Origin of the sequence: Stenotrophomonas sp. 1278 (genome assembly GCF_029892765.1) — a bacterium.
Taxonomy (GTDB): Bacteria; Pseudomonadota; Gammaproteobacteria; order Xanthomonadales; family Xanthomonadaceae; genus Stenotrophomonas; species Stenotrophomonas indicatrix.
Genome location: NZ_JARXWD010000005.1, coordinates 167,800 through 186,979, shown reverse-complemented (window position 1 = coordinate 186,979; position 19,180 = coordinate 167,800). Strand labels below are relative to the sequence as shown.

Annotated in this window: 18 protein-coding genes; 4 read left to right on the top strand and 14 right to left on the bottom strand. The window is 68.9% G+C overall.

All coding sequences use genetic code 11. The features are described from left to right. Positions 1-7 precede the first annotated feature (7 nt). Positions 8-1,186, top strand: a complete 1,179-nt coding sequence (locus M2299_RS07545; RefSeq protein ID WP_280884142.1) for a glutathionylspermidine synthase family protein — start codon at positions 8-10, stop codon at positions 1,184-1,186. Beyond that, complete coding sequence (locus M2299_RS07540; protein ID WP_059065526.1) at positions 1,186-1,833, top strand: hypothetical protein; 648 nt, start codon at positions 1,186-1,188, stop codon at positions 1,831-1,833. The genes M2299_RS07545 and M2299_RS07540 overlap by 1 nt, the downstream gene beginning before the upstream one ends. A gap of 163 nt (positions 1,834-1,996) precedes the next feature. Here the strand turns inward: M2299_RS07540 and M2299_RS07535 are convergent, their stop codons facing one another. From M2299_RS07535 to M2299_RS07495, 9 genes are all read right to left on the bottom strand, one after another. After that, positions 1,997-3,295 (bottom strand): DUF58 domain-containing protein, encoded by a 1,299-nt coding sequence (locus tag M2299_RS07535; protein WP_025877522.1) that lies wholly within the window; start codon positions 3,293-3,295, stop codon positions 1,997-1,999. Then, the gene (locus M2299_RS07530; protein ID WP_025877520.1) at positions 3,292-4,278 is read right to left on the bottom strand and encodes a MoxR family ATPase; all 987 of its coding nucleotides are present in this window, start codon (positions 4,276-4,278) and stop codon (positions 3,292-3,294) included. Before M2299_RS07530 ends, M2299_RS07535 begins: the two co-directional genes overlap by 4 nt. Then, positions 4,275-5,465, bottom strand: a complete 1,191-nt coding sequence (locus M2299_RS07525) for a DUF4350 domain-containing protein (RefSeq protein ID WP_280884141.1) — start codon at positions 5,463-5,465, stop codon at positions 4,275-4,277. Before M2299_RS07525 ends, M2299_RS07530 begins: the two co-directional genes overlap by 4 nt. Further along, positions 5,462-7,087 (bottom strand): DUF4129 domain-containing protein, encoded by a 1,626-nt coding sequence (locus M2299_RS07520; protein WP_280884140.1) that lies wholly within the window; start codon positions 7,085-7,087, stop codon positions 5,462-5,464. Before M2299_RS07520 ends, M2299_RS07525 begins: the two co-directional genes overlap by 4 nt. Beyond that, a complete protein-coding gene (locus tag M2299_RS07515; protein WP_033832487.1) occupies positions 7,077-8,069 on the bottom strand; it encodes a stage II sporulation protein M in 993 nt (330 codons plus the stop codon). The genes M2299_RS07520 and M2299_RS07515 overlap by 11 nt, the downstream gene beginning before the upstream one ends. Continuing rightward, complete coding sequence (locus tag M2299_RS07510; RefSeq protein ID WP_032976856.1) at positions 8,066-8,755, bottom strand: RDD family protein; 690 nt, start codon at positions 8,753-8,755, stop codon at positions 8,066-8,068. Before M2299_RS07510 ends, M2299_RS07515 begins: the two co-directional genes overlap by 4 nt. A 124-nt stretch (positions 8,756-8,879) precedes the next feature. Then, positions 8,880-9,410, bottom strand: coding sequence for a gamma carbonic anhydrase family protein (locus tag M2299_RS07505; protein WP_059065523.1), 531 nt, complete (start codon positions 9,408-9,410; stop codon positions 8,880-8,882). A 149-nt stretch (positions 9,411-9,559) separates the two neighbouring features. Continuing rightward, positions 9,560-11,449, bottom strand: a complete 1,890-nt coding sequence (gene mnmG, locus M2299_RS07500; RefSeq protein WP_080149610.1) for a tRNA uridine-5-carboxymethylaminomethyl(34) synthesis enzyme MnmG — start codon at positions 11,447-11,449, stop codon at positions 9,560-9,562. A 557-nt stretch (positions 11,450-12,006) separates the two neighbouring features. Then, positions 12,007-12,474 (bottom strand): hypothetical protein, encoded by a 468-nt coding sequence (locus M2299_RS07495; protein WP_099844075.1) that lies wholly within the window; start codon positions 12,472-12,474, stop codon positions 12,007-12,009. A gap of 159 nt (positions 12,475-12,633) precedes the next feature. Here M2299_RS07495 and M2299_RS07490 point away from each other — a divergent pair, with 159 nt between their 5' ends. Beyond that, positions 12,634-13,596: a pyridoxal-phosphate dependent enzyme gene (locus tag M2299_RS07490; protein ID WP_025877505.1), complete on the top strand. Its 963-nt coding sequence runs from the start codon at positions 12,634-12,636 to the stop codon at positions 13,594-13,596. Next, positions 13,593-14,225, top strand: coding sequence for a YdcF family protein (locus M2299_RS07485; RefSeq protein WP_025877503.1), 633 nt, complete (start codon positions 13,593-13,595; stop codon positions 14,223-14,225). The genes M2299_RS07490 and M2299_RS07485 overlap by 4 nt, the downstream gene beginning before the upstream one ends. A gap of 90 nt (positions 14,226-14,315) precedes the next feature. On the opposite strand, the gene bioC is transcribed toward M2299_RS07485, so the two are convergent. The 5 genes from bioC to bioB all read right to left on the bottom strand — a co-directional run bounded on the left by bioC (position 14,316) and on the right by bioB (position 19,154). Further along, positions 14,316-15,200, bottom strand: coding sequence for a malonyl-ACP O-methyltransferase BioC (bioC, locus tag M2299_RS07480; protein WP_025877501.1), 885 nt, complete (start codon positions 15,198-15,200; stop codon positions 14,316-14,318). Between the two features lie 12 nt (positions 15,201-15,212). Then, positions 15,213-15,992, bottom strand: coding sequence for an SDR family oxidoreductase (locus M2299_RS07475; RefSeq protein ID WP_059065512.1), 780 nt, complete (start codon positions 15,990-15,992; stop codon positions 15,213-15,215). Between the two features lie 29 nt (positions 15,993-16,021). Further along, entirely contained in the window at positions 16,022-16,801 is a 780-nt protein-coding gene (gene bioH, locus M2299_RS07470; RefSeq protein WP_280884139.1) for a pimeloyl-ACP methyl ester esterase BioH, read from the bottom strand. Between the two features lie 18 nt (positions 16,802-16,819). Continuing rightward, on the bottom strand, positions 16,820-18,043 hold the full coding sequence (gene bioF, locus M2299_RS07465; protein WP_032976863.1) for an 8-amino-7-oxononanoate synthase: 1,224 nt from the start codon (positions 18,041-18,043) through the stop codon (positions 16,820-16,822). Positions 18,044-18,110: 67 nt separating this feature from the next. Beyond that, a complete protein-coding gene (gene bioB / locus M2299_RS07460; RefSeq protein WP_280884138.1) occupies positions 18,111-19,154 on the bottom strand; it encodes a biotin synthase BioB in 1,044 nt (347 codons plus the stop codon). Positions 19,155-19,180 lie beyond the last annotated feature (26 nt).

Here is a 19,180-nt window from a genome sequence, read left to right as displayed (position 1 = left end):
TCGACCCATGCAACGTATCCGTATTGCCGAGCGCGCCCAGTGGCGGGCGCGCGCGGAGGAAGCCGGTTTCCGCTTCCATACCATCGACGGCCAGCCGTACTGGGATGAAAGCGCGTATTACGCGTTCACCCTGCGCCAGATCGAGCAGGACATCGAAGACCCCAGCGCCGAACTGCACCAGATGGCGATGGACCTGGTCGGCGATGTCATCGCCAGCGAGCGCCTGATGGACCAGCTGGCGATCCCCGCGCATTACCGCGACTGGATCGCCGACAGCTGGCGCCAGCGCCGGCCGCACCTGTACGGGCGCCTGGACCTGGCCTACGACGGCACCGGCCCGGCCAAGCTGTACGAACTGAACTACGACACGCCGACCTCGCTGTTTGAAGCCAGCTTCTTCCAGTGGCAGTGGCTGGAGGACCAGCGCAACGCCGGCCGCCTGCCGCAGCACGCCGACCAGTTCAACGCGATCCATGAAGCCCTGGTCGAACGCTTCGGCGAACTGGCCACGCAGCTGCCGCCGCCGCTGTATTTCAGTGCGGTGGGCAGCTCGGACGAAGACCGCGGTACGGTCGAGTATCTGCGCGACTGCGCTTCGCAGACGGGCCTGCACGGGCAGGCGATCGCCATCGAGGACATCGGCCTGTCCGAAGACGGGCGCTTCACCGCGCTGGACGATACGGTGATCGGCACGCTGTTCAAGCTGTACCCGCTGGAAGACCTGATGGCCGAGGAATTCGGTCGTGCGCTGCCGGGGTCGGGCGTGCAGCTGCTGGAACCGGCATGGAAGGCGGTGTTGAGCAACAAGGGCATTCTGCCGTTGCTGTGGCAGCGCAACGTCGGTCACCCGAACCTGCTGGAAGCACACTTCGATGACGGCAGCGCGCTGGCATCGGGCTGGGTGCGCAAACCGCTGTTCTCGCGCGAAGGTGCCAACATCGAGATGCACCTGGCCGACGGCAGCACGCAGCGTAGTGATGGCCCCTACGACGGTCCGGCGATTCTCCAGCGCGCGCATCCGCTCACCCGCTTCGAAGGCGGTTACCCGCTGATCGGCAGCTGGGTGATCGGCGACCACGCCTGCGGCATCGGCATCCGCGAGGACGACAGCGCGATCACCCGCGACAGCGCGCGCTTCGTGCCGCACGCGATCATCGACGAAGCGCCGACGCGGATCTACGTCTGATGGCGGTGCGGCGCCCGCCCGGTCGGCGCGGGCGTCCTGCACCCGTGCCGGGCCGTCATTTCGACGATGGTCGCGGCCTGAATGCGTTCGCCGACCGCATCGCGGTGCGCTGCCACCGCTGCGATACGCCGGGCTGGGTGCTGGCGAGCTGGCAGCCCTACCGTTGGACGGTGCGCTTCCGCTGCACCGGCTGCAGCGTTGCGCTGGACAGTGGCGACTGGGTGGGCGCGGTGTGCATGCAGGGACGCCGGCCGTGCGGGTACTGCGGGCACCAATGGCTGTACGTGCATCGCCGGATCGCGTCGGGCGTTCGTTCGCCGGCCACCTTTCCCGCGCGATGTGGGCAATGTGGGCGCAGCAGCGATGTCGACGTGTCGGCCACCCCGCTGCGCGATGCCGAGCCGGCCGATCCACATTTCGGCCTTCCGCTGCATCTGGTGGAGCCGACCCGCGCAGGTCTGCTTTGGGCCTACAACGCCGAGCATCTGCAGGCGCTTCATGAGTACGCTGTCGCGACACTGCGTGAAACCAAAGGGCATCATCGCTCGATGTTCTCGCGGCTGCCGCAGTGGATGAAATTGGCACGGCATCGCGTGCTGCTGCAGCGCGCGGTGGAGCGGTTGCAGAAGCGCTTGCTGCAGGGGTAGTGCCGGCCGCTGGCCGGCAACCGCTGTGGGTAGAGGCCGACCTTGGTCGGCGTCGTTGATGGTGTGCCAACCAAGGTTGGCATCTACCAAGGCCGAGCGTCGGTAGCGCCGGGCCATGCCCGGCGGTTGTGGTGATCCGCCGGCCAGCGGCCGGCATTACCGGTTACAGCAGCCCTTCGCGCTTCACCGCCAGATAGCGCTCCACCAGCGCGGCGGGCAGGGCATCGGCCGTGACGTCCAGCACCATCACCCGTTCGGCACGCAGCGCGTCATGCGCCTGCGCACGCTGTTGCAGGTACAGCGCGGCGGCACCGGCCTGCGCGGCATCTTCCACCGTGTGCACCTCGCCTTCCAGCGCAGCATCCAGCTCGCGCTCGCGCAGGCTGGCTACGCACACCAGATGACGGCGCTGCAGCAGGCGCACCGCCGCAAGCAGGTCTTCGATGTCCTCGTCGCGCACGTTGCTGACCAGCATCACCAGCGCGCGCCGGGGCTGGCGCAGTGAGACCTCGGTGGCGGCAGCCAGGTAATCGGTGGCCACGGCCTGCGGCTGCAGGTCATAGCTGGCGCGCAACAGATGTTGCACCGTGTCCATGCCGCGCTGCGGCGCCACCCAGCGACGCTCGCCGCCTACCGCGAACAGGCCGGCAGCATCGCCCTGGCGCAATGCCAGGTAGGCCACCACCAGCGAGGCGTTCAACGCATGGTCGAAATGCGAGAGCCCACCTTCGCTGGCCAGCATGCGCCGGCCGCTGTCGAGCATCAGCAGCAGCTGCTGGTTCTTCTCGTCCTGGTACTCGCGCGAGATCAGCTTGCGGGCGCGGGCGGTGGCCTTCCAGTCGAGCTGGCGCAGGCTGTCGCCGATGCGGTACTCGCGCATCTGGTGGAAGTCGGTGCCTTCGCCACGGCGGCGCTTCACATGTGCACCGACCAGTCGCGAGGCCTGGTCGGCACTGAACAGCGCAAATCGGGTGAGTGGCACGAAGTTGGGATAGACCCGCACCTCCAGCGCCGGTGGCAGCGTGCGTTGCTGCCACCACAACCGCCATGGCGAGCGGATGCGCAGCTGCACGCCTTCGAAGGCAAAGCGACCGCGCTGCTGCGGCTGCACGTGGTAATGCAGCGAACTGGCATGGCCCGCCCGCAACTGCACGCGTTGCGGCAGTGATTCCAGTGGCCAACCGCCTGGCACCAGATCGAATACCTGTACCTGCATGGCCTGCCCGGACTGCAGGCGCAGGCCGATCTCGCGGCGCACGCCCAGTGCCAGGGCCTCGGGCACGTCGCGCTCGACGCTGGGCGATGGTCGTCGCCGCTGCCGCCACAGATCAACCAGTGCCACCACCGCAACCAGTGCGCCGGCCAGCGCCCAGCTCCAGCGTGGCAGCAGCCCGGCCAGCACCACGCCGCCCAGCGCAGCCCAGGCCAACAACAACGCCAGCAGCAGCGGCGCAGGCCTCATCGGCGCGGCGCTTCCACCTTGGCCAGCAGCGCACCCAGCACGTCGTCGGCACCCTGGCCTTCGATCTGCAGCTCCGGTGCCAATGCAATGCGGTGGCGCAGGGCAGGGCGGGCGATGTCGCGCACATCATCGGGGGTGACGAAGTCACGACCGGCCAGCACCGCCTGCGCGCGCGAGGCACGCACCAGGGCGATGCTGCCGCGCGGGCCGGCGCCGACGGCGATGCCCGGCCACTGCCGGGTGGCGGCGACGATGCGCACCGCGTAGTCGATCACTTCGTCATCCACGGTGATTGCCGCGGTGGCCTGCTGCAACGCCAGCAGTTCGCCGGCACCGAGCACGCGCGGAACCTGGCTCAGGTCGAAATCACTGGCGGCACGGCCGCTGGTGATCGCCGCGACCATGCGCTTCTCGTCCTCCAGCTGCGGATAGTCGATCAGCACCTTCAGCAGGAAACGGTCCAGCTGCGCTTCCGGCAGCGGATAGGTGCCTTCCTGTTCCAGCGGGTTCTGCGTGGCCAGCGCCATGAACGGCGGTGCCAGGGTGAAGGCCTTGCCTTCGATGGTGACCTGGCCTTCCTGCATCACCTCCAGCAGCGCGGACTGGGTCTTGGCCGGGGCCCGGTTGATCTCGTCGGCCAGCAGCAGGTTGGTGAACACCGGGCCGCGACGGATCTTGAAGCTCTCGCTCTTCGGGTCGTACACCGCATGGCCGCTGACGTCGCTGGGCATCAGGTCGGGGGTGAACTGCACGCGGCCATAGTCCAGTTCCAGTGCCTGCGCCAGCGCGCGCACCAGCAGGGTCTTGCCGAGGCCGGGCACGCCTTCGATCAGCACGTGGCCACCGGCCAGCAGGGCGACCAGGATCTGGTCGAGCACATCGGCCTGGCCGATGAAGGCATGGCCGACGGCCTGGCGGATGGCGTCGACGCGTTCGATCAGGCGGGCGGTGGCGGCCGCCGGAAGTTCAGGGGCATCGGTCATAGCAGGGATCTCATCTGGAGCAGCAAGCGGATGCGCTCGCGCAGGGCGGAGGAATCATGCGGCGAAGGCGGAGTGAGTGCACTGGCGACTCGACTGACGGGCCATTGCAGCACTGCGGCGATGGCCTGGTCACGCGCAGCACCGTCGAGTGCCGCAGCGACGGGCGCGCGCAGGCGCAGGCGGTGCAGGAACAGCGCCTGCACGGCCAGGTACAGGCGCGTGCCATGGCCGAAGCGCAGCAGCAGTTCGCCACTGGCGCGGACGTGCTCCAGCAACGAACGGCGTTCGACCACCGGCGCGGGCAGGGCACTGCCGAAGCGTTGCGCGCGTGACCACAGCCAGCCGAGGATCGCCAGCAGCAGCGGCACCCACAGCGGCCAGCCCTGGTAGAAGATGCGCGCGCCCAGCGAGGGCGGGCGGCTGCCGTACACCAGCCACATCGTGCCGCGCCCATAGTTGGGATCGAGCAGGTAGCGTGTCAGGTCGCGGTGGGAGAGGTCATGCAGGCCATCGCGGGCAACGGCATCGGCGTCGACCGCGCGGCGGCGTGTTGATGCGGACGGGCCTTCACCGCGCATGACGTCCATGTCCGCCAGCACGTCGATGCGGCCCTTGCCGTGCGGCAGGCGCGCGAACACCAGTCCTTCCTGGCCACCCCAGCGGCGCTCGGCCGTGGCGTTGGCCTGGAAGCCCAGGCTGAAGCGCCGGCCGCCGCAGAACTCGACGTGGCTGGGATCATCGACTACGTGGAAGGGTTGGCAGTCGCTGCCATGGAACAGGCTGTCCACGCCGATCCTGTCCAGCAGGGGGCCCTGCGTGCTGCTGGCATCGTCCTCGGCCGGTGGCTGCGTGCGCAGCAGCAGATGGCCACCCGTGCCGACCCAGCCCAGCAGGGCCTGTGCGGTGCGCGGCGGCATGTCGGCGGTGTCCTGCAGCAATACCACCGTATCGGTGGCCGCCAGTGGCATCTGTGCCAGGTCCAGCCGCTGCCGGGACTGCACCTCGATGCCGTCGGCGCGCAGCGCCTGGCCCAGCACATACAGCGGGTTGTAGCTGGCTTCGCCCTGCGGCGGCAGCACGATGGTCTCGGTCACCTTTTCGTGCGTGCGCAGGAACAGGATGGTCAGCGGCACCCCGAGCAGGACCAGCGCGCCGAGCAGCAACGACCAGAACAGGCGCGGGCTCATGCCTGCCACCCGTACTGCTGGCGCAGCGTGCTGGCCAACGCGTCGAAATCGCTGCGGCTAGGCAGGCGCCCGCCGTAGGCGGCGTACTGCCACATGCGCACGATGAGCGCGAACAGTTCACGGTCGGTGCTGTCGGACATGCGCCGCGAGGCACGCAGGCATTGTGCTTCAGTGGCACCGGGCGGCAACGCGATGCCGGTGCGCTCCACCAGCGTGCGCACGCTGGCGCGATACAGCAGCGCCAGTGCCTGCCGCGGCCGTCCCTGGTCCCACAGCAGCCCGGCCTGGGTCGCCACATCCGGCGGCAGCACCACCGGCATTTCCACCTGCTCTTCGGTGATCTGCGGTGCCTGCTTTTCCTTGCGGCGGCCGGAACCGCGCAACCACGGCAGCCACAGCCGCGCGGTCAACAGCAGCACCAGCAGCAGGACCCCCAGCAGCCCCCACAGGCCCCATTCGGCGAGCCGAGCCAGCCACAACTGGCCGCTCTTGCGCGACGTACGGTCCGCGTTGCTGCTGCTGTCCTTCTGCAGCTCTTTCTTGTCTTTCTGCTTCTCGGCGGCGTCTTCGATCGGCTTCCATCGGCTGACCTGCCGCGTCGGCCGCTGCAACGGATCTTCGTAGGCGCGGTTCACGGCCTGGCGGAAGCCAGCGGTATCCACCGGCGTGTCGCCGAAGATCAGCGCCGGTGTATTGGCCGGATCGTTTTCCGCAGTGGCCGCTTCTTCAGCGTCTTCCGCTTCTGCGTCTTCATCGGCGCTGGCCGTGGTGGTCTGCGCGGCGTCCGGCGTGTCGGCGACCTGTGCGTGCACGGGCGCCAACGGCAGCGCCAGGCACAACAGCAGCAGCAACGAAGAGGCGACCGGCAGCAGGCGTTCGCGCAGGCGGCGCAGGGCGATCTCCACGTCCCAGGCTTCCATCTGCGTGCGTCGGTTCAAGTACAGGCCGAAGCCGGCACCCACGTAGAACGGCCCGATCAGCGCCGCCGCCAGCCAGCACAACAGGTTGAGGCCAAGCTTGGCCCACGCAGGCGCCTCCACGCTGACCATCGCCCACGCTGCGCGCCAGGATTCGGGCAGCAGTTCCAGCGGGATGAAGATGAAGATAGTGGCGATCGCGCCCACCACCAGCACCAGCTCGAATGCCAGGCAGATAACCGCCAAGACCAGCGCAGGGCCCGCAGCGCCGGCAGCGACTGCACGCCGGCGTGGGCCACGCTGGGCGGGCGCATTGCCCTCCAGCAGATTGACCGGCAGGCACAGGCTGCGCAGGCCGCTGAAACGGCGCCAGCCCAGATAGCCCCAGAAGCCGCTGCCGCCCCACTGCCGCTGTGCGCGCAGCGCATCGCGCGGGCCGACCCGTTCGCCGAAGATGCCGCGCGAGAGCACGTACAGCGGTGCGCGTTCGAACAACGGTTTGCACCACCACATCGCCAGCCACGCCCAGCCGAAGGCATCCAGCCACCAGGCCAGTGCATTGAACAGCACGAACAACGGTGCACTGGCCAGCAGCCAGCTGCCCCACACACCGCGGGCGTGGCGGCGGGCCAGCGCGCTGCCCAGCTCCATCGCTTCCCAGCTGCTGCGCGCGCGCAGCACCACGTCCAGATGGTCAATCCGCATGGCCACCTCCGCGTCCACCGCGCCACAGCCACAGCAGCACGCCGGCCCACAGCACCCCGGCCACGCTGAACTTCACTGCAGCCGGAATGTCGGCGATGGAGGACCAGAACGCTTCCACGAACGCGGCCAGCAGCAGCATGAAGGCCACGCCCAGGCACAGCCGCGCGCCGATGCGCCCGCCTTCGACCAACGCATCCACTCGGCGCCGCCGCCCGGGAGCCAGCAGTTTCATGCCCAGCTGCAGGCCGGCGCCGCCGGCAATCACGATCGCGGTCAGTTCGAACGCACCGTGGCCGGCCACAAAGCGCCAGAACGGGCCTCCATGGCCGATGTGCTGCAGGTGGCCGGCGACCGCGCCGATGGTGATGCCGTTGAACAGCAGCACCAGCAGCGTGCCCAACCCCGCCAACAGGCCGCTGGCGAAGGTGCGCAGGGCGATGCTGATGTTGTTCATGATGTAGTAGCCGAACATCATCCAGTCGGTGCCGCTGTCGCGGCCCAGGCGCTCGGCCGATGGATCGTACATGCGCTCCATCTCGGCGATCTGGCCGTTGTCCATCAGCAGGTGGATGCTGTCCGGGTACACCTGCACCAGCACGAAGCAGGCCAGCGCCGGCACTGCGAACATCGCCAGTGCCGCCCACATGCTGCGCGCCTGGCTGCGCACCAGCAGCGGGAAATCAGCAACCAGGAATTCCAGCGCGCGCCGCCAGCGGGTCGGCGGCGTGCGGTACAGCACGCCATGGCCGTGCTGCATCAACTGCTGCAGGCGTTGCACCAGCTGCGGGCTGTAGCCGCGTTCGCGGGCCAGCGCCAGCTGCTGGCACAACCGTCGGTAACGCTGCGGGAAGCTGACGTCGCCGGCTTCTTCCGCACCCGGCCTGCGCCGGCGCCGACGCGAGGCACCGGCGCGATGCTGCAGCCACTGCTCCAGGTCATGCCATTCCTGTTGATGGCGGGCGACGAACTGCTCCTGCTTCATCGTCGTCCCAGCAACCAGTTGGCCATTGCATACAGGCGCAGCACGCCGACCTGGCCGGACGCGCTGGTCAACGGCTCGGCGATGCCGGCCAGTTCCTGCTGGCGTGCGGGTGACAGGCGTGGCGCGCGCTCGGCGAAGGCCATCACCGCCGCCTGTTCCTCCGGCCGCAGCGGTTGCGGCGGCGCCAGCGCGCTGTCGATGGTGGCCGGCGGCGGCAGGTAATGCGGCGGTGCATGTACCACCATCGTGCCGGCAACCAGATCGCCCAGGCGGCGGCCATGCGGATCGAACAGGCTGCTGATCAGGCCCAGTGCGTAGCCGAAAGGCAGCATGTCCACGGTGCGCAGCAGGTTGCGGGTGATCGAGGCCATCCAGCCCACCGGCGCGCCATCCTGCGCGAGCACCCGCAGGCCCAGCACGCGCTTGCCGAGGGTACGGCCCCACAGCGCTTCGCAGACGATGGGGTAGGCCCACATCAGCAGGAACATCAGCGCCATGTACAGGCCGCGGCCGAACTCATCGAGCAGGGCCAGCGGAATGGACAGCGCGGTGAGCGCGCCGAAGCGGACGGCCAGGTCGATCAGCCAGGCCAGCGCACGCGGCATCGGGCCCGCCGCAGGCAACTGCAGCGGCACGCCTTCCGGCGTTACCACCTCGCGGTAGGTATCGAGCATCGGCGCGGCCATCAGCGCGATGGCCGCCGAAGTGGGCGCTGGAGTCCTCTCCGGCGTGCAGCCACGGGCATGGGGGTCTCGACGGTTCCTGGTCGGGCCCAGACTTTAGCAGAGCCCGGCCATCGGCGAGGCGGCCTCAGCCCAGGTATTCGTCCTTCAGCCGCACGTAGTGGTCGGCCGAATAGTGCAGCGACTCGATCTCCTTGTCGCTGAGCGTGCGCGCCGGACGGGCAGGGTTGCCCACCCACAGCTCGCCCTCGCCCACCACCTTGCCGGGGCCGACCACCGCACCGGCACCGACGAAGCCATGGCGCTCGACCCGGGCACCGTCGAGGATGCACGCGCCCATGCCGATAAGGCTGTAATCGCCGATGCTGCAGGCGTGGATGATGCAGCCATGGCCGACGGTGACGCCTTCGCCGATCAGGGTCGGGTAGCCGGCCTTGTTGTACGGGCTGTGGTGGCTGACGTGGATGATGGTGCCGTCCTGCACGTTGGTGCGTGCACCGATGCGCACGAAATTGACGTCGCCACGGATGACCGTGCCCGGCCAGATCGATACGTCATCGGCCAGTTCGACATCACCGATGATCGTGCAGGCCGGATCGACATACACGCGCTGGCCGAGCACCGGCATCTTGTCGCGGAAGGGGCGCAGCGGGGTCATCGGCATCTCCGGAAGAGCGGGGCAATCGCGATGATGATACCGCGTGCAGCACGCAGCCCTGCCAGTAGTGCCGGCCGCTGGCCGGCAACTGCAGAGGTTCTGCCGAAGGTGTATCGGGTTGCCGGCCAGCGGCCGGCACTACCGTTTTTTCATGCCACGCGTCCGCGCCGTGCGCGCTCCAGGTGCACCAGCAGCAGCGAGATTGCCGCCGGGGTCATGCCCGGAATGCGCTGGGCCTGGCCGATGGTCTGCGGACGCACGCGCTCGAGCTTCTGCAGCGCTTCGGCCGACAGCCCGCGCACGATGGCGTAGTCGAAATCGCCGGCGATCGGCGTTGCTTCATGGCGCTGCTGGCGCTCGATCTCCTCGCGCTGGCGATCCAGGTAACCGGCGTACTTCACCCCGATCTCCACCTGTTCGGCCACCTTGCCATCGGCCACGGCCGGGCCGAGCGAGGGCACCCGCATCAGTTGCGCGTAATCCAGTTCGGGGCGCTTGATCAGGTCCAGCACGTTGGTTTCGCGGCTGACCGCCACGCCGAGCGTTTCCTGCACTTCGCGGCCCAGCGCATTGGCCGGCGTGGCCCACAGCGCACCCAGGCGCGTGCGCTCGGCGGCTACGGCAGCCTGCTTGGTTTCGAAGGCACGCCAGCGACGATCATCGACCAGGCCCATGTCGCGGCCGGCCGGGGTCAGGCGCTGGTCGGCGTTGTCTTCGCGCAGCTGCAGGCGGTACTCGGCGCGGCTGGTGAACATGCGGTACGGCTCGTTGGTGCCGTGGGTGATCAGGTCATCCACCAGCACGCCGAGGTAGGCTTCGTCGCGACGCGGGCACCAGCCCTCGAGGCCACGCACCTGGCGAGCGGCGTTGAGGCCGGCCAGCAGGCCCTGTGCGGCAGCCTCCTCATAACCGGTGGTGCCGTTGATCTGGCCGGCGAAGAACAGGCCGTTGACCAGCTTGGTTTCCAGCGAGGCCTTCAGCCCGCGTGGATCGAAGAAGTCGTACTCGATGGCATAGCCGGGGCGGGTGATGTGCGCGTTCTGGAAACCACGGATGCTGCGCACCATCTCCAGCTGCACGTCGAACGGCAGCGAGGTGGAAATGCCGTTGGGATAGATCTCGACGATGCCCAGGCCTTCGGGCTCGACGAAGATCTGGTGGCTGGCCTTCTCGGCAAAGCGCACCACCTTGTCCTCGATGGAGGGGCAGTAGCGCGGGCCGATGCCTTCGATCTGGCCGCTGTACAGCGGCGAGCGGTGCAGGGCGTCGCGGATGATCTGGTGGGTCTGCTCGCTGGTGTGGGTGATCCAGCAGCTGACCTGCTGCGGATGCTCATCCACCGAGCCGAGGAAGGACATCACCGGGCGCGGCGTGTCGCCGGGCTGCTCGTCCATCACGCTGTAGTCCAGCGAACGGCCGTCGATGCGCGGTGGCGTGCCGGTCTTCAGGCGGTCCACCTGGAACGGCCGCTCGCGCAGGCGTGCAGCCAGCGTGGTAGCGGGCGGATCGCCCATGCGGCCGGCTGCGTACTGGGTCGGGCCGACGTGGATCTTGCCGGCCAGGAAGGTGCCGGCGGTCAGCACCACGGCCTCGGCATCGAAACGCAGGCCGGTCTGGGTGATGACCCCGCGCACGTGGTCGCCCTCGATGACCAGGTCATCCACCGCCGCCTGGAACACGGTCAGGTTGGCCTGGCCCTCGACGATGGCGCGGATCGCCATGCGGTACAGGTTGCGGTCGGCCTGGCAGCGGGTGGCGCGCACGGCCGGGCCCTTGGAGGCGTTGAGGGTGCGCCACTGGATGCCGGCGCGGTCGGCGGCATGCGCCATCGCACCGCCGAGGGCGTCGATTTCCTTGACCAGATGGCCCTTGCCGATGCCGCCGATGGCCGGGTTGCAGCTCATCGCCCCCACCGTTTCGATGTTGTGGGTCAGCAACAGGGTGCGCACGCCGGTACGGGCCGCAGCCAGCGCGGCCTCGGTGCCGGCGTGGCCACCGCCGATGACGATGACGTCGTAACGATGGAAGGAATCGATCATGGGGGCTGTTCAGCAAGGGGCAGGCGCAGCCGGAGACGGCGCCGGGGTGGCGATTTTAGCGCCAATCGGGGCAGGGACGTTGGCGCCGGCCGGCCGGCGTCGAAATCAACCCTAAAGTTGGCAGGATTTTTGCAGATAACCCAATAGCACCCACCGTGGCTGGCGCCGCAGGCGCTGGTGACCGGAATTGGAACAGGGGCCGGTACAGGCGCACGGTGGGGAAGCAGAGGGGCCGGCAGTCGGGGGACTGTCCGGCCCTGTTTTTTGGGGCGGCTGGGAACGCGGCATCCACGCATGGCGTGGATCTACTGCCCGCGCGCCCTGGTGTCCCAAACAACAAACGGCCCCGCAGTGCGGGGCCGTTCGTCTTTAAAGGTGCCGACATCCGACAGGGCCGGAACAGGGGGGATCCAGATGTTCCTGTCGGATATCGACGTAGAGCTGTTTGGGACGGGCCCTTAACGCTTTTGTCACTTTGTGACGCTGGCCGTCACCACCTGCGTAGATTGAGGCTTGGACCGTGTGAAATGCAAGATGGAACAAGCGTCAACTGTGCGCTATCTCTCACGATCCATGGCACGCCAGGGGGAACTGTTCATCCTCGGCGCACGCGGAGCCGGGGCCGGACGCGCCTGCGGCGGCGGCGAGGGGCGCTCGACCCGCTGTACAGGCTGCGGCGGTCGACGCATCGAATCCATGTTGCGCCAGGGCGAGCCGCCATTGTTCTGGCGCGGCGGCGGTGGCGGGCGGTTTTCGCCGCCGTTGCCGGGACGCGGTGGCGGGCGGTGGTTGTGGTGCGGCGGGCGGTAGATCGGCCGCTGGTAGTACGGGCCGCCATAGCCGTAATAGCCACCGCCGCCGTAATACGGATAGCCGTAGTCGGCCGGGTAGCCATAGGGGTAGCGGTACTCCACCGACGGCGCACCGTGGTAGTAGCCACCGCCGCGGCCACCGACATAGTCATAGGTGGTGCAACCGGTCAGGGCCAGCAGCAGGCCACCGGCAAGCATCAGGCGCGTTTTCATGATGGGTCCCCCCAGAGGACGGGTATGCAGGCAGCTTCAGCCGCCGGCGTTGAATCAGCCCTTAATTCCGCCGGCCAGGATGAATGGCGGTGTAGGCATGCATGCTGGCATGACCGATGGCGCCCTCGCCAGCGCGGGGCCATACGTTAATCTTGCGTCATGAGCGATTCACTGTTGCCCCGCGCTGATGACGTCCTCGCCGCCGCCGCGCGGATCGCGCCCCATGCCAGCGTGACCCCGGTGCTGCGCTCGCGCACGCTGGATGCGTTGGCCGGTGCGCAACTGGCGTTCAAGGCCGAGCACCTGCAGCGCGGCGGCGCGTTCAAGTTCCGCGGTGCGTGCAATGCGGTGTGGTCGCTCGACGCCGACCACGCCGGTGCCGGTGTGGTGACCCATTCCTCCGGCAATCACGGTGCCGCCTTGGCGCTGGCTGCCCGCACACGGGGCATTCCCTGCCATGTGGTGGTGCCGGAAGGGGCCGTGGCCGCCAAGCTGGCCAATATCGCCCGGCATGGCGCCACCCTCTGGCGCTGCCCGGCCACCATTGCCGACCGCGAGGCCACCTGCGCCAAGGTGCAGGCCGATACCGGCGCCACTCTGGTCCATCCGTACACCAACCCCGCGGTGATCGCCGGGCAGGGCACGGCCGCGCTGGAGCTGCTGCACAGCGAGGGGCCGTTCGACGTGCTGGTGGTGCCGGTGGGCGGTGGTGGCCTGGCCAGTGGCACCGCGTTGGCCCTGCAGCACGCCAGCCCGGGCACACGGCTGGTGCTGGCCGAGCCGGCCGGTGCCGACGACACCGCCCGTTCGCTGGCGACCGGCAAGCGCCAGGAGGCATTTACCCCGGACACGATCTGCGACGGACTGCGCACGCTGATCGGCGCACCCAACTTCGCGCTGCTGCAGGCTGCGGGCGCCGAGGTCATCGTGGTTGACGATGCCGCCACCGTGGCGGCGATGCGCCTGCTGTGGGACGTGCTCAAGCAGGTGGTCGAGCCGTCCTCGGCGATCGTGCTGGCAGCGGTGCTTGCGCAGCCCGCGCGCTTCGCCGGCCTGCGCGTTGGACTGGTGCTATCCGGCGGCAATGTCGATCTGCCTGCCCTGCGTTGGGGAGCGCCATGAGCCGCGGCCGCCATCGCGAACGTACCGGCCTGCTCGGTTGGGTGTGGCGGTTGTTCGTACTGCTGGTGATCTGGCTGCTGGGCGTGACCGCCTGGATCGTCTGGGTCGGCGAGCGCGACCAGGCGGCCAAGGCGGACGCGATCATCGTGCTGGGTGCGGCGGCCTACGATGCCAAGCCCTCGCCGGTGTTTGAAGAGCGCATCCGCCACGGCCTGGATCTGTACGACGCCGGCTACGCGCCACTGCTGATCTTTACCGGAGGCTACGGCGGCACCGGTGCGCGCTTCTCGGAATCGCAGGTGGCCCGGCGCTATGCGCTCAAGCACGGCATTCCCGATGAGGCGATCCTCATCGAGACCGCCTCGCGCAATACCGTGCAGAACCTGGTCGAGGCCAAGCGGCTGATGGACCAGCGCAAGCTGCATTCGGTGATCATCGTCAGCGACCCGCTGCACATGGCGCGCGCGCTGCGCCTGAGCAAGGCGCTGGGCATCCAGGCGTTGGCCTCGTCCACGCCCAGCACGCGCTTCCGCAGCTTCCATACCAGCTGGCGCTTCCTGGTGCAGGAGATCTACTTCTTCCACCGCGACCTGGTACGGCCGCCGTTGAGTTCACCGGCCAATACCTGAGCGGCTGCCGCTGCGCTCGCCGGGCATGGCCCGGCGCTACCCATAACGCGCGCCTGGTAGCGCCGGGCCATGCCCGGCGGCGCCTTCGAATCAGGTCTGCTTGCGCCGGATCGGGATCGCCGACACCGGCACGGAAGCAATGTCATGCCCACCTTCGCGGATCGGCGCGCCCGGATCCGGCGCCCAGGCATGGGCGTAGATCACTTCCCAGCTGCTGGGCAGCTTGCCATCGGCACGGCGCATCGGTTCGTACGCCGCCGCTGCCGCCGCGAACCGCCCCCGGCCGGTCAACGTATGGCGGCGATCGACCCGTGCGTTGGTCGCGCCCATCGCGCGCAGCTCGCGCATCAACGAGGGCAGGTCGTCGTAGGTCAGGGTGAACAGGTCGCGGTCCAGAACCGGATCACGGAAGCCGGCCATCATCAGCGCATCGCCGAACTGGGCGATCTGCGCGAAGCGGCTCACGTGCGGGCGGTCGTCGGCGGCGGCGAAGGCCTCGTTGAGCTCGACCAGCGTTTCCGGCCCGAACGTCGAACACACCAGCAGCCCACCGGGCTTGAGCACGCGGCGGAAACCGGCGAACACCGCCGGCAGGTCGTCCACCCACTGCAGGCACAGGTTGCTGAAGATCACATCGACGCTGTTGTCGGCCAACGGCAGCGCCGTGGCATCGGCGGCCAGGCGCTGGAACGGCTTCCACCAGCCGGCCTGGCGCTTGGCCTGGTCGAGCATCGGCAGTGCCACGTCCAGCGCGATCACCTGCGCCTTCGGCCAGCGCTTCTTCATCAGCGCACTGGCATGGCCGGTGCCGGCACCGATATCCAGCACCACCTCCGGCTTGCGTGCCTCCAGGTAGTCCAGCGATTCCAGCAGCCGCGACTGCACCTCGCGCTGCAGGGCGGCGGCAGCGTCGTAGCTGGTGGCGGCGCGGGCGAAGGCGCGGCGGACATGGCGGGCATCGAAGTGGGACGGCATTGCAGAAGTCTCTTAGAACGTACCGGGGTAGGCGCCGCCGTCGATCAGCAGGTTCTGCCCGGTGAGGTAACCGGCCTGTGCACTGCACAGGAAGGCGCAGGCGGCGCCGAATTCGTCCGGCGTGCCGAAACGGCCGGCGGGGATCTGCTGGCGGCGGCGTTCGGCCACCGCCTGCACGTCCCCGTCCTGGCCGGCGGCGTGGGCGAAGTTGGCGCGCAGGCGGTCGGTATCGAACTGGCCGGGCAGCAGATTGTTGATCGTGACGTTGTGGACGACGGTGCGCCGCGCCAGCCCGGCGACGAAGCCGGTCAGGCCGCTGCGCGCGCCGTTGGACAGCGCCAGCGCGTCGATGGGTGCCTTCACCGATGACGAGGTGATGTTGACGATGCGGCCGAAGCCGCGCTCGATCATCGCGTCCACGGTGGCGCGGATCAGCGCGATCGGCGCCAGCATGTTGGCGTCCAGCGCGGCGATCCAGTCGTCGCGCTCGAACGTGCGGAAGTCGCCCGGCGGCGGACCGCCGGCGTTGGTCACCAGGATGTCGACCTGCGGGCAGGCGGCCAGCGCTTGGGCGCGGCCCGCCTCTGTGGTGACGTCGGCGGCGATCGCCCGCACTTCAGCGGCACCGGGCAGCGTACGCAGTTCTTCAGCCGTGGCCTGCAGTGCAGCGTCACCGCGGGCGACGATGACCACGTTCACGCCTTCGCGCACCAATGCGCGCGCGCAGCCCAGGCCAAGCCCCTTGCTGGCGCCGCAGACCAGTGCCCAGCGGCCGGAAATGCCCAGATCCATGCGTCAGTCCTGCACAAGCTTAGGAAGGCTCATTGTCCGCCATCGGCCGGTGACAGGCCGGCAACGAAGTGTCGCAGGGCGGCTGCAACGTCATCGGCGTGGCCGAGGAAGGGGGCGTGGCCGCCATGACCCACGGTCAATGACTGGCCCCGGCGCGCCAGCGCGGCAGCGGCCTGCATCGCCGCCGGCGAGACCAGACGGTCACGCTGGCCGGCAATCCACAGGCTGGGCTTGCCCAGTGCGGGCAGGGCACCGCGCAGGTCGGTGCTCTCCAGCAGCTGCAGGCCCTCGCGCAGTGCGCGTTCGGTGGGCGCTCCGCGTTCGACCAGGCGCTGCCGCAGGGTGCGCAGTTCCTCGCGGGCATGCGCCGAACCCATCACGTCCAGTGCCAGGAAACGTTCCAGGGTGCCACTGAAGTCCTGCGCGAGGTCACGACCGAACTGCTCGAATACCGATGGCTCCACCGCATGCGGCCAGTCATCACCGCGCACGAAGCGCGGCGTGGCGGCGATCATCGCCAGACCGCGCACCTTCGGCAGCGTGGCCGCCGCGTGCAGCGCGAACAGGCCACCCAGTGACCAACCGCACCACACCGCTGGCGGCGTGGCTGCGGCAATGGCATTGACCACGAACGGCAGGCGCAGCGGGGTGCTGTCGTCGCGGCTGTGGCCATGGCCGGGCAGGTCGACCAGATGCAGCGTGAATCGATCGGCCAGGCGCTGCACCAGCGGCGCAAACACGCCGCCCTGCAGGGCCCAGCCGTGGATCAGTACCAGGTCCGGCCCATGGCCGGTCACTTCAATATGCATGGGGAACTACACGATCACTCAGGCCAGCGCCGGCAACGACGGCGGCAGCACTTCGCGCGCGGCAAAGGCCACGCGGTCGCGTGCAACGGCGATGGCTTCGACCAGGCCGCGTACCTGCTCGGTGGTGTGCAGCGCGGACAAGGTGACGCGCAGGCGCGCCTTGCCTTCCGGCACGGTCGGGGGGCGGATCGCGCCGACCAGCCAGCCGGCCTGCTCCAGCGCCTGCGACATCGCCATGGCAGTGTGGTCGTCGCCACACAACAGCGGCTGGATCGGCGTTTCCGATGCCATCAGATCCAGCCCATGACGTCGCGCTTCGCTGCGGAACAGGGCAATCAGATCGGCCAGCTTCGCCCGGCGCCAATGATCGCGGCGGGCCAGGCGCACCGCTTCCAGTGCGGATGCCGCCAGCGCCGGCGCCATGGCGGTGGTGTAGATGTAGGGGCGTGCGGTTTCGGCCAGGTGCTCGATCAGGTCTTCGCGGCCGAGCACCAGCGCGCCGGAACCGCCGAGCGCCTTGCCCAGGGTGACCAGCTGCAGCGGCACATCGTCCACGCCCAGGCCGGCGGTGGCGACCGCGCCACGACCATCGCCGAGCACGCCCACGCCATGCGCATCGTCCACGTAGAACAGCGCCTGCTGCAGGCGCGCGACCAGCGACAGCGCACGCAGCGGCGCGATATCGCCATCCATGCTGAAGACACCGTCGGTAGCCAGCATCGCTGCGCCATCGGGCGCATGCTTGAGCTGGCGCATCGCACCTTCCGCGTCCAGGTGCGGGTAGCGGCGCAGGCGCGCGCCGGCCAGCCGGGTGGCATCGAGCAGACTGGCGTGGTTGAGCTTGTCCTGCACGCAGACATCGTTCTCTTCGCCCAGCAGCGCCTGCTGCACGGCCAGGTTGGCGGTGAAGCCACTGCCGAACAGCAAGGCACGCGGGTAACCGAGCCACTCGGCCACTTCGCGTTCCAATGCGTCGTGCAGCGCGTGGTGGCCGCAGACCAGGTGCGAAGCACCGGCACCGGCACCTTCGCGCGCGGCGGCATCCTGCAGTGCGTTGACCACGCTGAACTGCTGGGCCAGGCCCAGGTAATCGTTGCTGCAGAAGCCGGTCAGCCAGCGCCCATCGACTTCCAGGCGCACACCATCGCGACGGGTGACCGTGCGCCGCGGGCGGCGACGGCCTTGTGCATCGCGCAACGCGCGCTGGGCTTGGAGGCGGGCGGTCAGGTCGGGGCGTGCCATGGCGGCTGGATGCGGCGACGGGGCGGCTAGGGTAGCGCGTTGCCGCGACGCCTGCTTGGCCGCCGGCTCAGGCCGCGTGGGCGCAGCCGCAGCCGGGGCCATCGGCGCTGATATCGGCATGCACGGTGCCGCCATGGTCATGACCGTCGGCGTCCACCTGCACCGCCATCGGCTGCAGGCCCAGGCGTGCGAACAGGGCCATGTCGCGCTCGCTCTCCGGGTTGCCGGTGGTCAGCAGCTTGTCGCCATGGAAGATGGAGTTGGCGCCGGCCAGGAAGCACAGCGCCTGCAGCTCATCACTCATCGCCTCGCGGCCGGCCGACAGCCGCACCATCGAATGCGGCATGGCGATGCGGGCCACGGCGATCATGCGCACGAACTCGAACGGGTCCAGCTCGGCACTGCCATGCAGCGGCGTGCCGGCCACCTGCACCAGCTTGTTGATCGGCACCGAATCGGGATGCGCCGGCAAGGTGGCCAGCGCCAGCAGCAGGCCGACCCGCTGCGCGCGTGTTTCACCCATGCCAACGATGCCGCCGCAGCAGGTCTTCAACCCCGCATCGCGCACATGGCCCAGCGTATCCAGGCGATCCTGGTACTGCCGGGTGTGGATGATCGACTCGTAGTAGTCCGGCGCGGTATCGAGGTTGTGGTTGTAGTAGTCCAGGCCGGCGTCCTTCAACGCGCGCGCCTGCTCGCCACTGAGCATGCCCAGCGTGGCGCAGGTTTCCAGGCCCAGCGCTTTCACCCCGGCGATCATCGCCGCCACCTTGGGGATGTCGCGGTCCTTCGGCGAACGCCACGCTGCACCCATGCAGAAACGCGAGGCACCGGCCGCTTTGGCTTGGCGGGCCTTGGCCAGCACCGCATCGGTGTCCATCAGTTTCTGTGCGTTGACCCCGGTGCTGTAGCGCTGCGCCTGCGGGCAGTACGCGCAGTCTTCCGGGCAGCCACCGGTCTTCACCGACAACAGCGTGGAGACCTGCACCTGGGTCGGGTCGAAGTGCTCGCGGTGGACGGCGGCGGCGCGGAACAGCAGTTCCGGGAAAGGCAGGTCGAACAGCGCCTGCAGTTCGTCGTGGTGCCAGTCGTGGCGGATGGCGGTTGCCATGGCGGGACCTTGGAAGGGCTGGAGCG

Excerpts from the sequence above, each read along its gene's own strand:
- M2299_RS07535 (WP_025877522.1), bottom strand. The coding sequence starts at position 3,295 with ATGAGGCCTGCGCCGCTGCTGCTGGCGTTGTTGTTGGCCTGGGCTGCG.
- mnmG (WP_080149610.1), bottom strand. The coding sequence starts at position 11,449 with ATGATCGATTCCTTCCATCGTTACGACGTCATCGTCATCGGCGGTGGC.
- M2299_RS07515 (WP_033832487.1), bottom strand. The coding sequence starts at position 8,069 with ATGAAGCAGGAGCAGTTCGTCGCCCGCCATCAACAGGAATGGCATGAC.
- bioC (WP_025877501.1), bottom strand. The coding sequence starts at position 15,200 with ATGCCGTCCCACTTCGATGCCCGCCATGTCCGCCGCGCCTTCGCCCGC.
- M2299_RS07510 (WP_032976856.1), bottom strand. The coding sequence starts at position 8,755 with ATGGCCGCGCCGATGCTCGATACCTACCGCGAGGTGGTAACGCCGGAA.
- M2299_RS07540 (WP_059065526.1), top strand. The coding sequence starts at position 1,186 with ATGGCGGTGCGGCGCCCGCCCGGTCGGCGCGGGCGTCCTGCACCCGTG.
- M2299_RS07490 (WP_025877505.1), top strand. The coding sequence starts at position 12,634 with ATGAGCGATTCACTGTTGCCCCGCGCTGATGACGTCCTCGCCGCCGCC.
- M2299_RS07505 (WP_059065523.1), bottom strand. The coding sequence starts at position 9,410 with ATGACCCCGCTGCGCCCCTTCCGCGACAAGATGCCGGTGCTCGGCCAG.
- M2299_RS07530 (WP_025877520.1), bottom strand. The coding sequence starts at position 4,278 with ATGACCGATGCCCCTGAACTTCCGGCGGCCGCCACCGCCCGCCTGATC.
- M2299_RS07525 (WP_280884141.1), bottom strand. The coding sequence starts at position 5,465 with ATGAGCCCGCGCCTGTTCTGGTCGTTGCTGCTCGGCGCGCTGGTCCTG.
- M2299_RS07520 (WP_280884140.1), bottom strand. The coding sequence starts at position 7,087 with ATGCGGATTGACCATCTGGACGTGGTGCTGCGCGCGCGCAGCAGCTGG.
- bioB (WP_280884138.1), bottom strand. The coding sequence starts at position 19,154 with ATGGCAACCGCCATCCGCCACGACTGGCACCACGACGAACTGCAGGCG.
- M2299_RS07475 (WP_059065512.1), bottom strand. The coding sequence starts at position 15,992 with ATGGATCTGGGCATTTCCGGCCGCTGGGCACTGGTCTGCGGCGCCAGC.
- M2299_RS07485 (WP_025877503.1), top strand. The coding sequence starts at position 13,593 with ATGAGCCGCGGCCGCCATCGCGAACGTACCGGCCTGCTCGGTTGGGTG.
- bioH (WP_280884139.1), bottom strand. The coding sequence starts at position 16,801 with ATGCATATTGAAGTGACCGGCCATGGGCCGGACCTGGTACTGATCCAC.
- M2299_RS07495 (WP_099844075.1), bottom strand. The coding sequence starts at position 12,474 with ATGAAAACGCGCCTGATGCTTGCCGGTGGCCTGCTGCTGGCCCTGACC.
- bioF (WP_032976863.1), bottom strand. The coding sequence starts at position 18,043 with ATGGCACGCCCCGACCTGACCGCCCGCCTCCAAGCCCAGCGCGCGTTG.
- M2299_RS07545 (WP_280884142.1), top strand. The coding sequence starts at position 8 with ATGCAACGTATCCGTATTGCCGAGCGCGCCCAGTGGCGGGCGCGCGCG.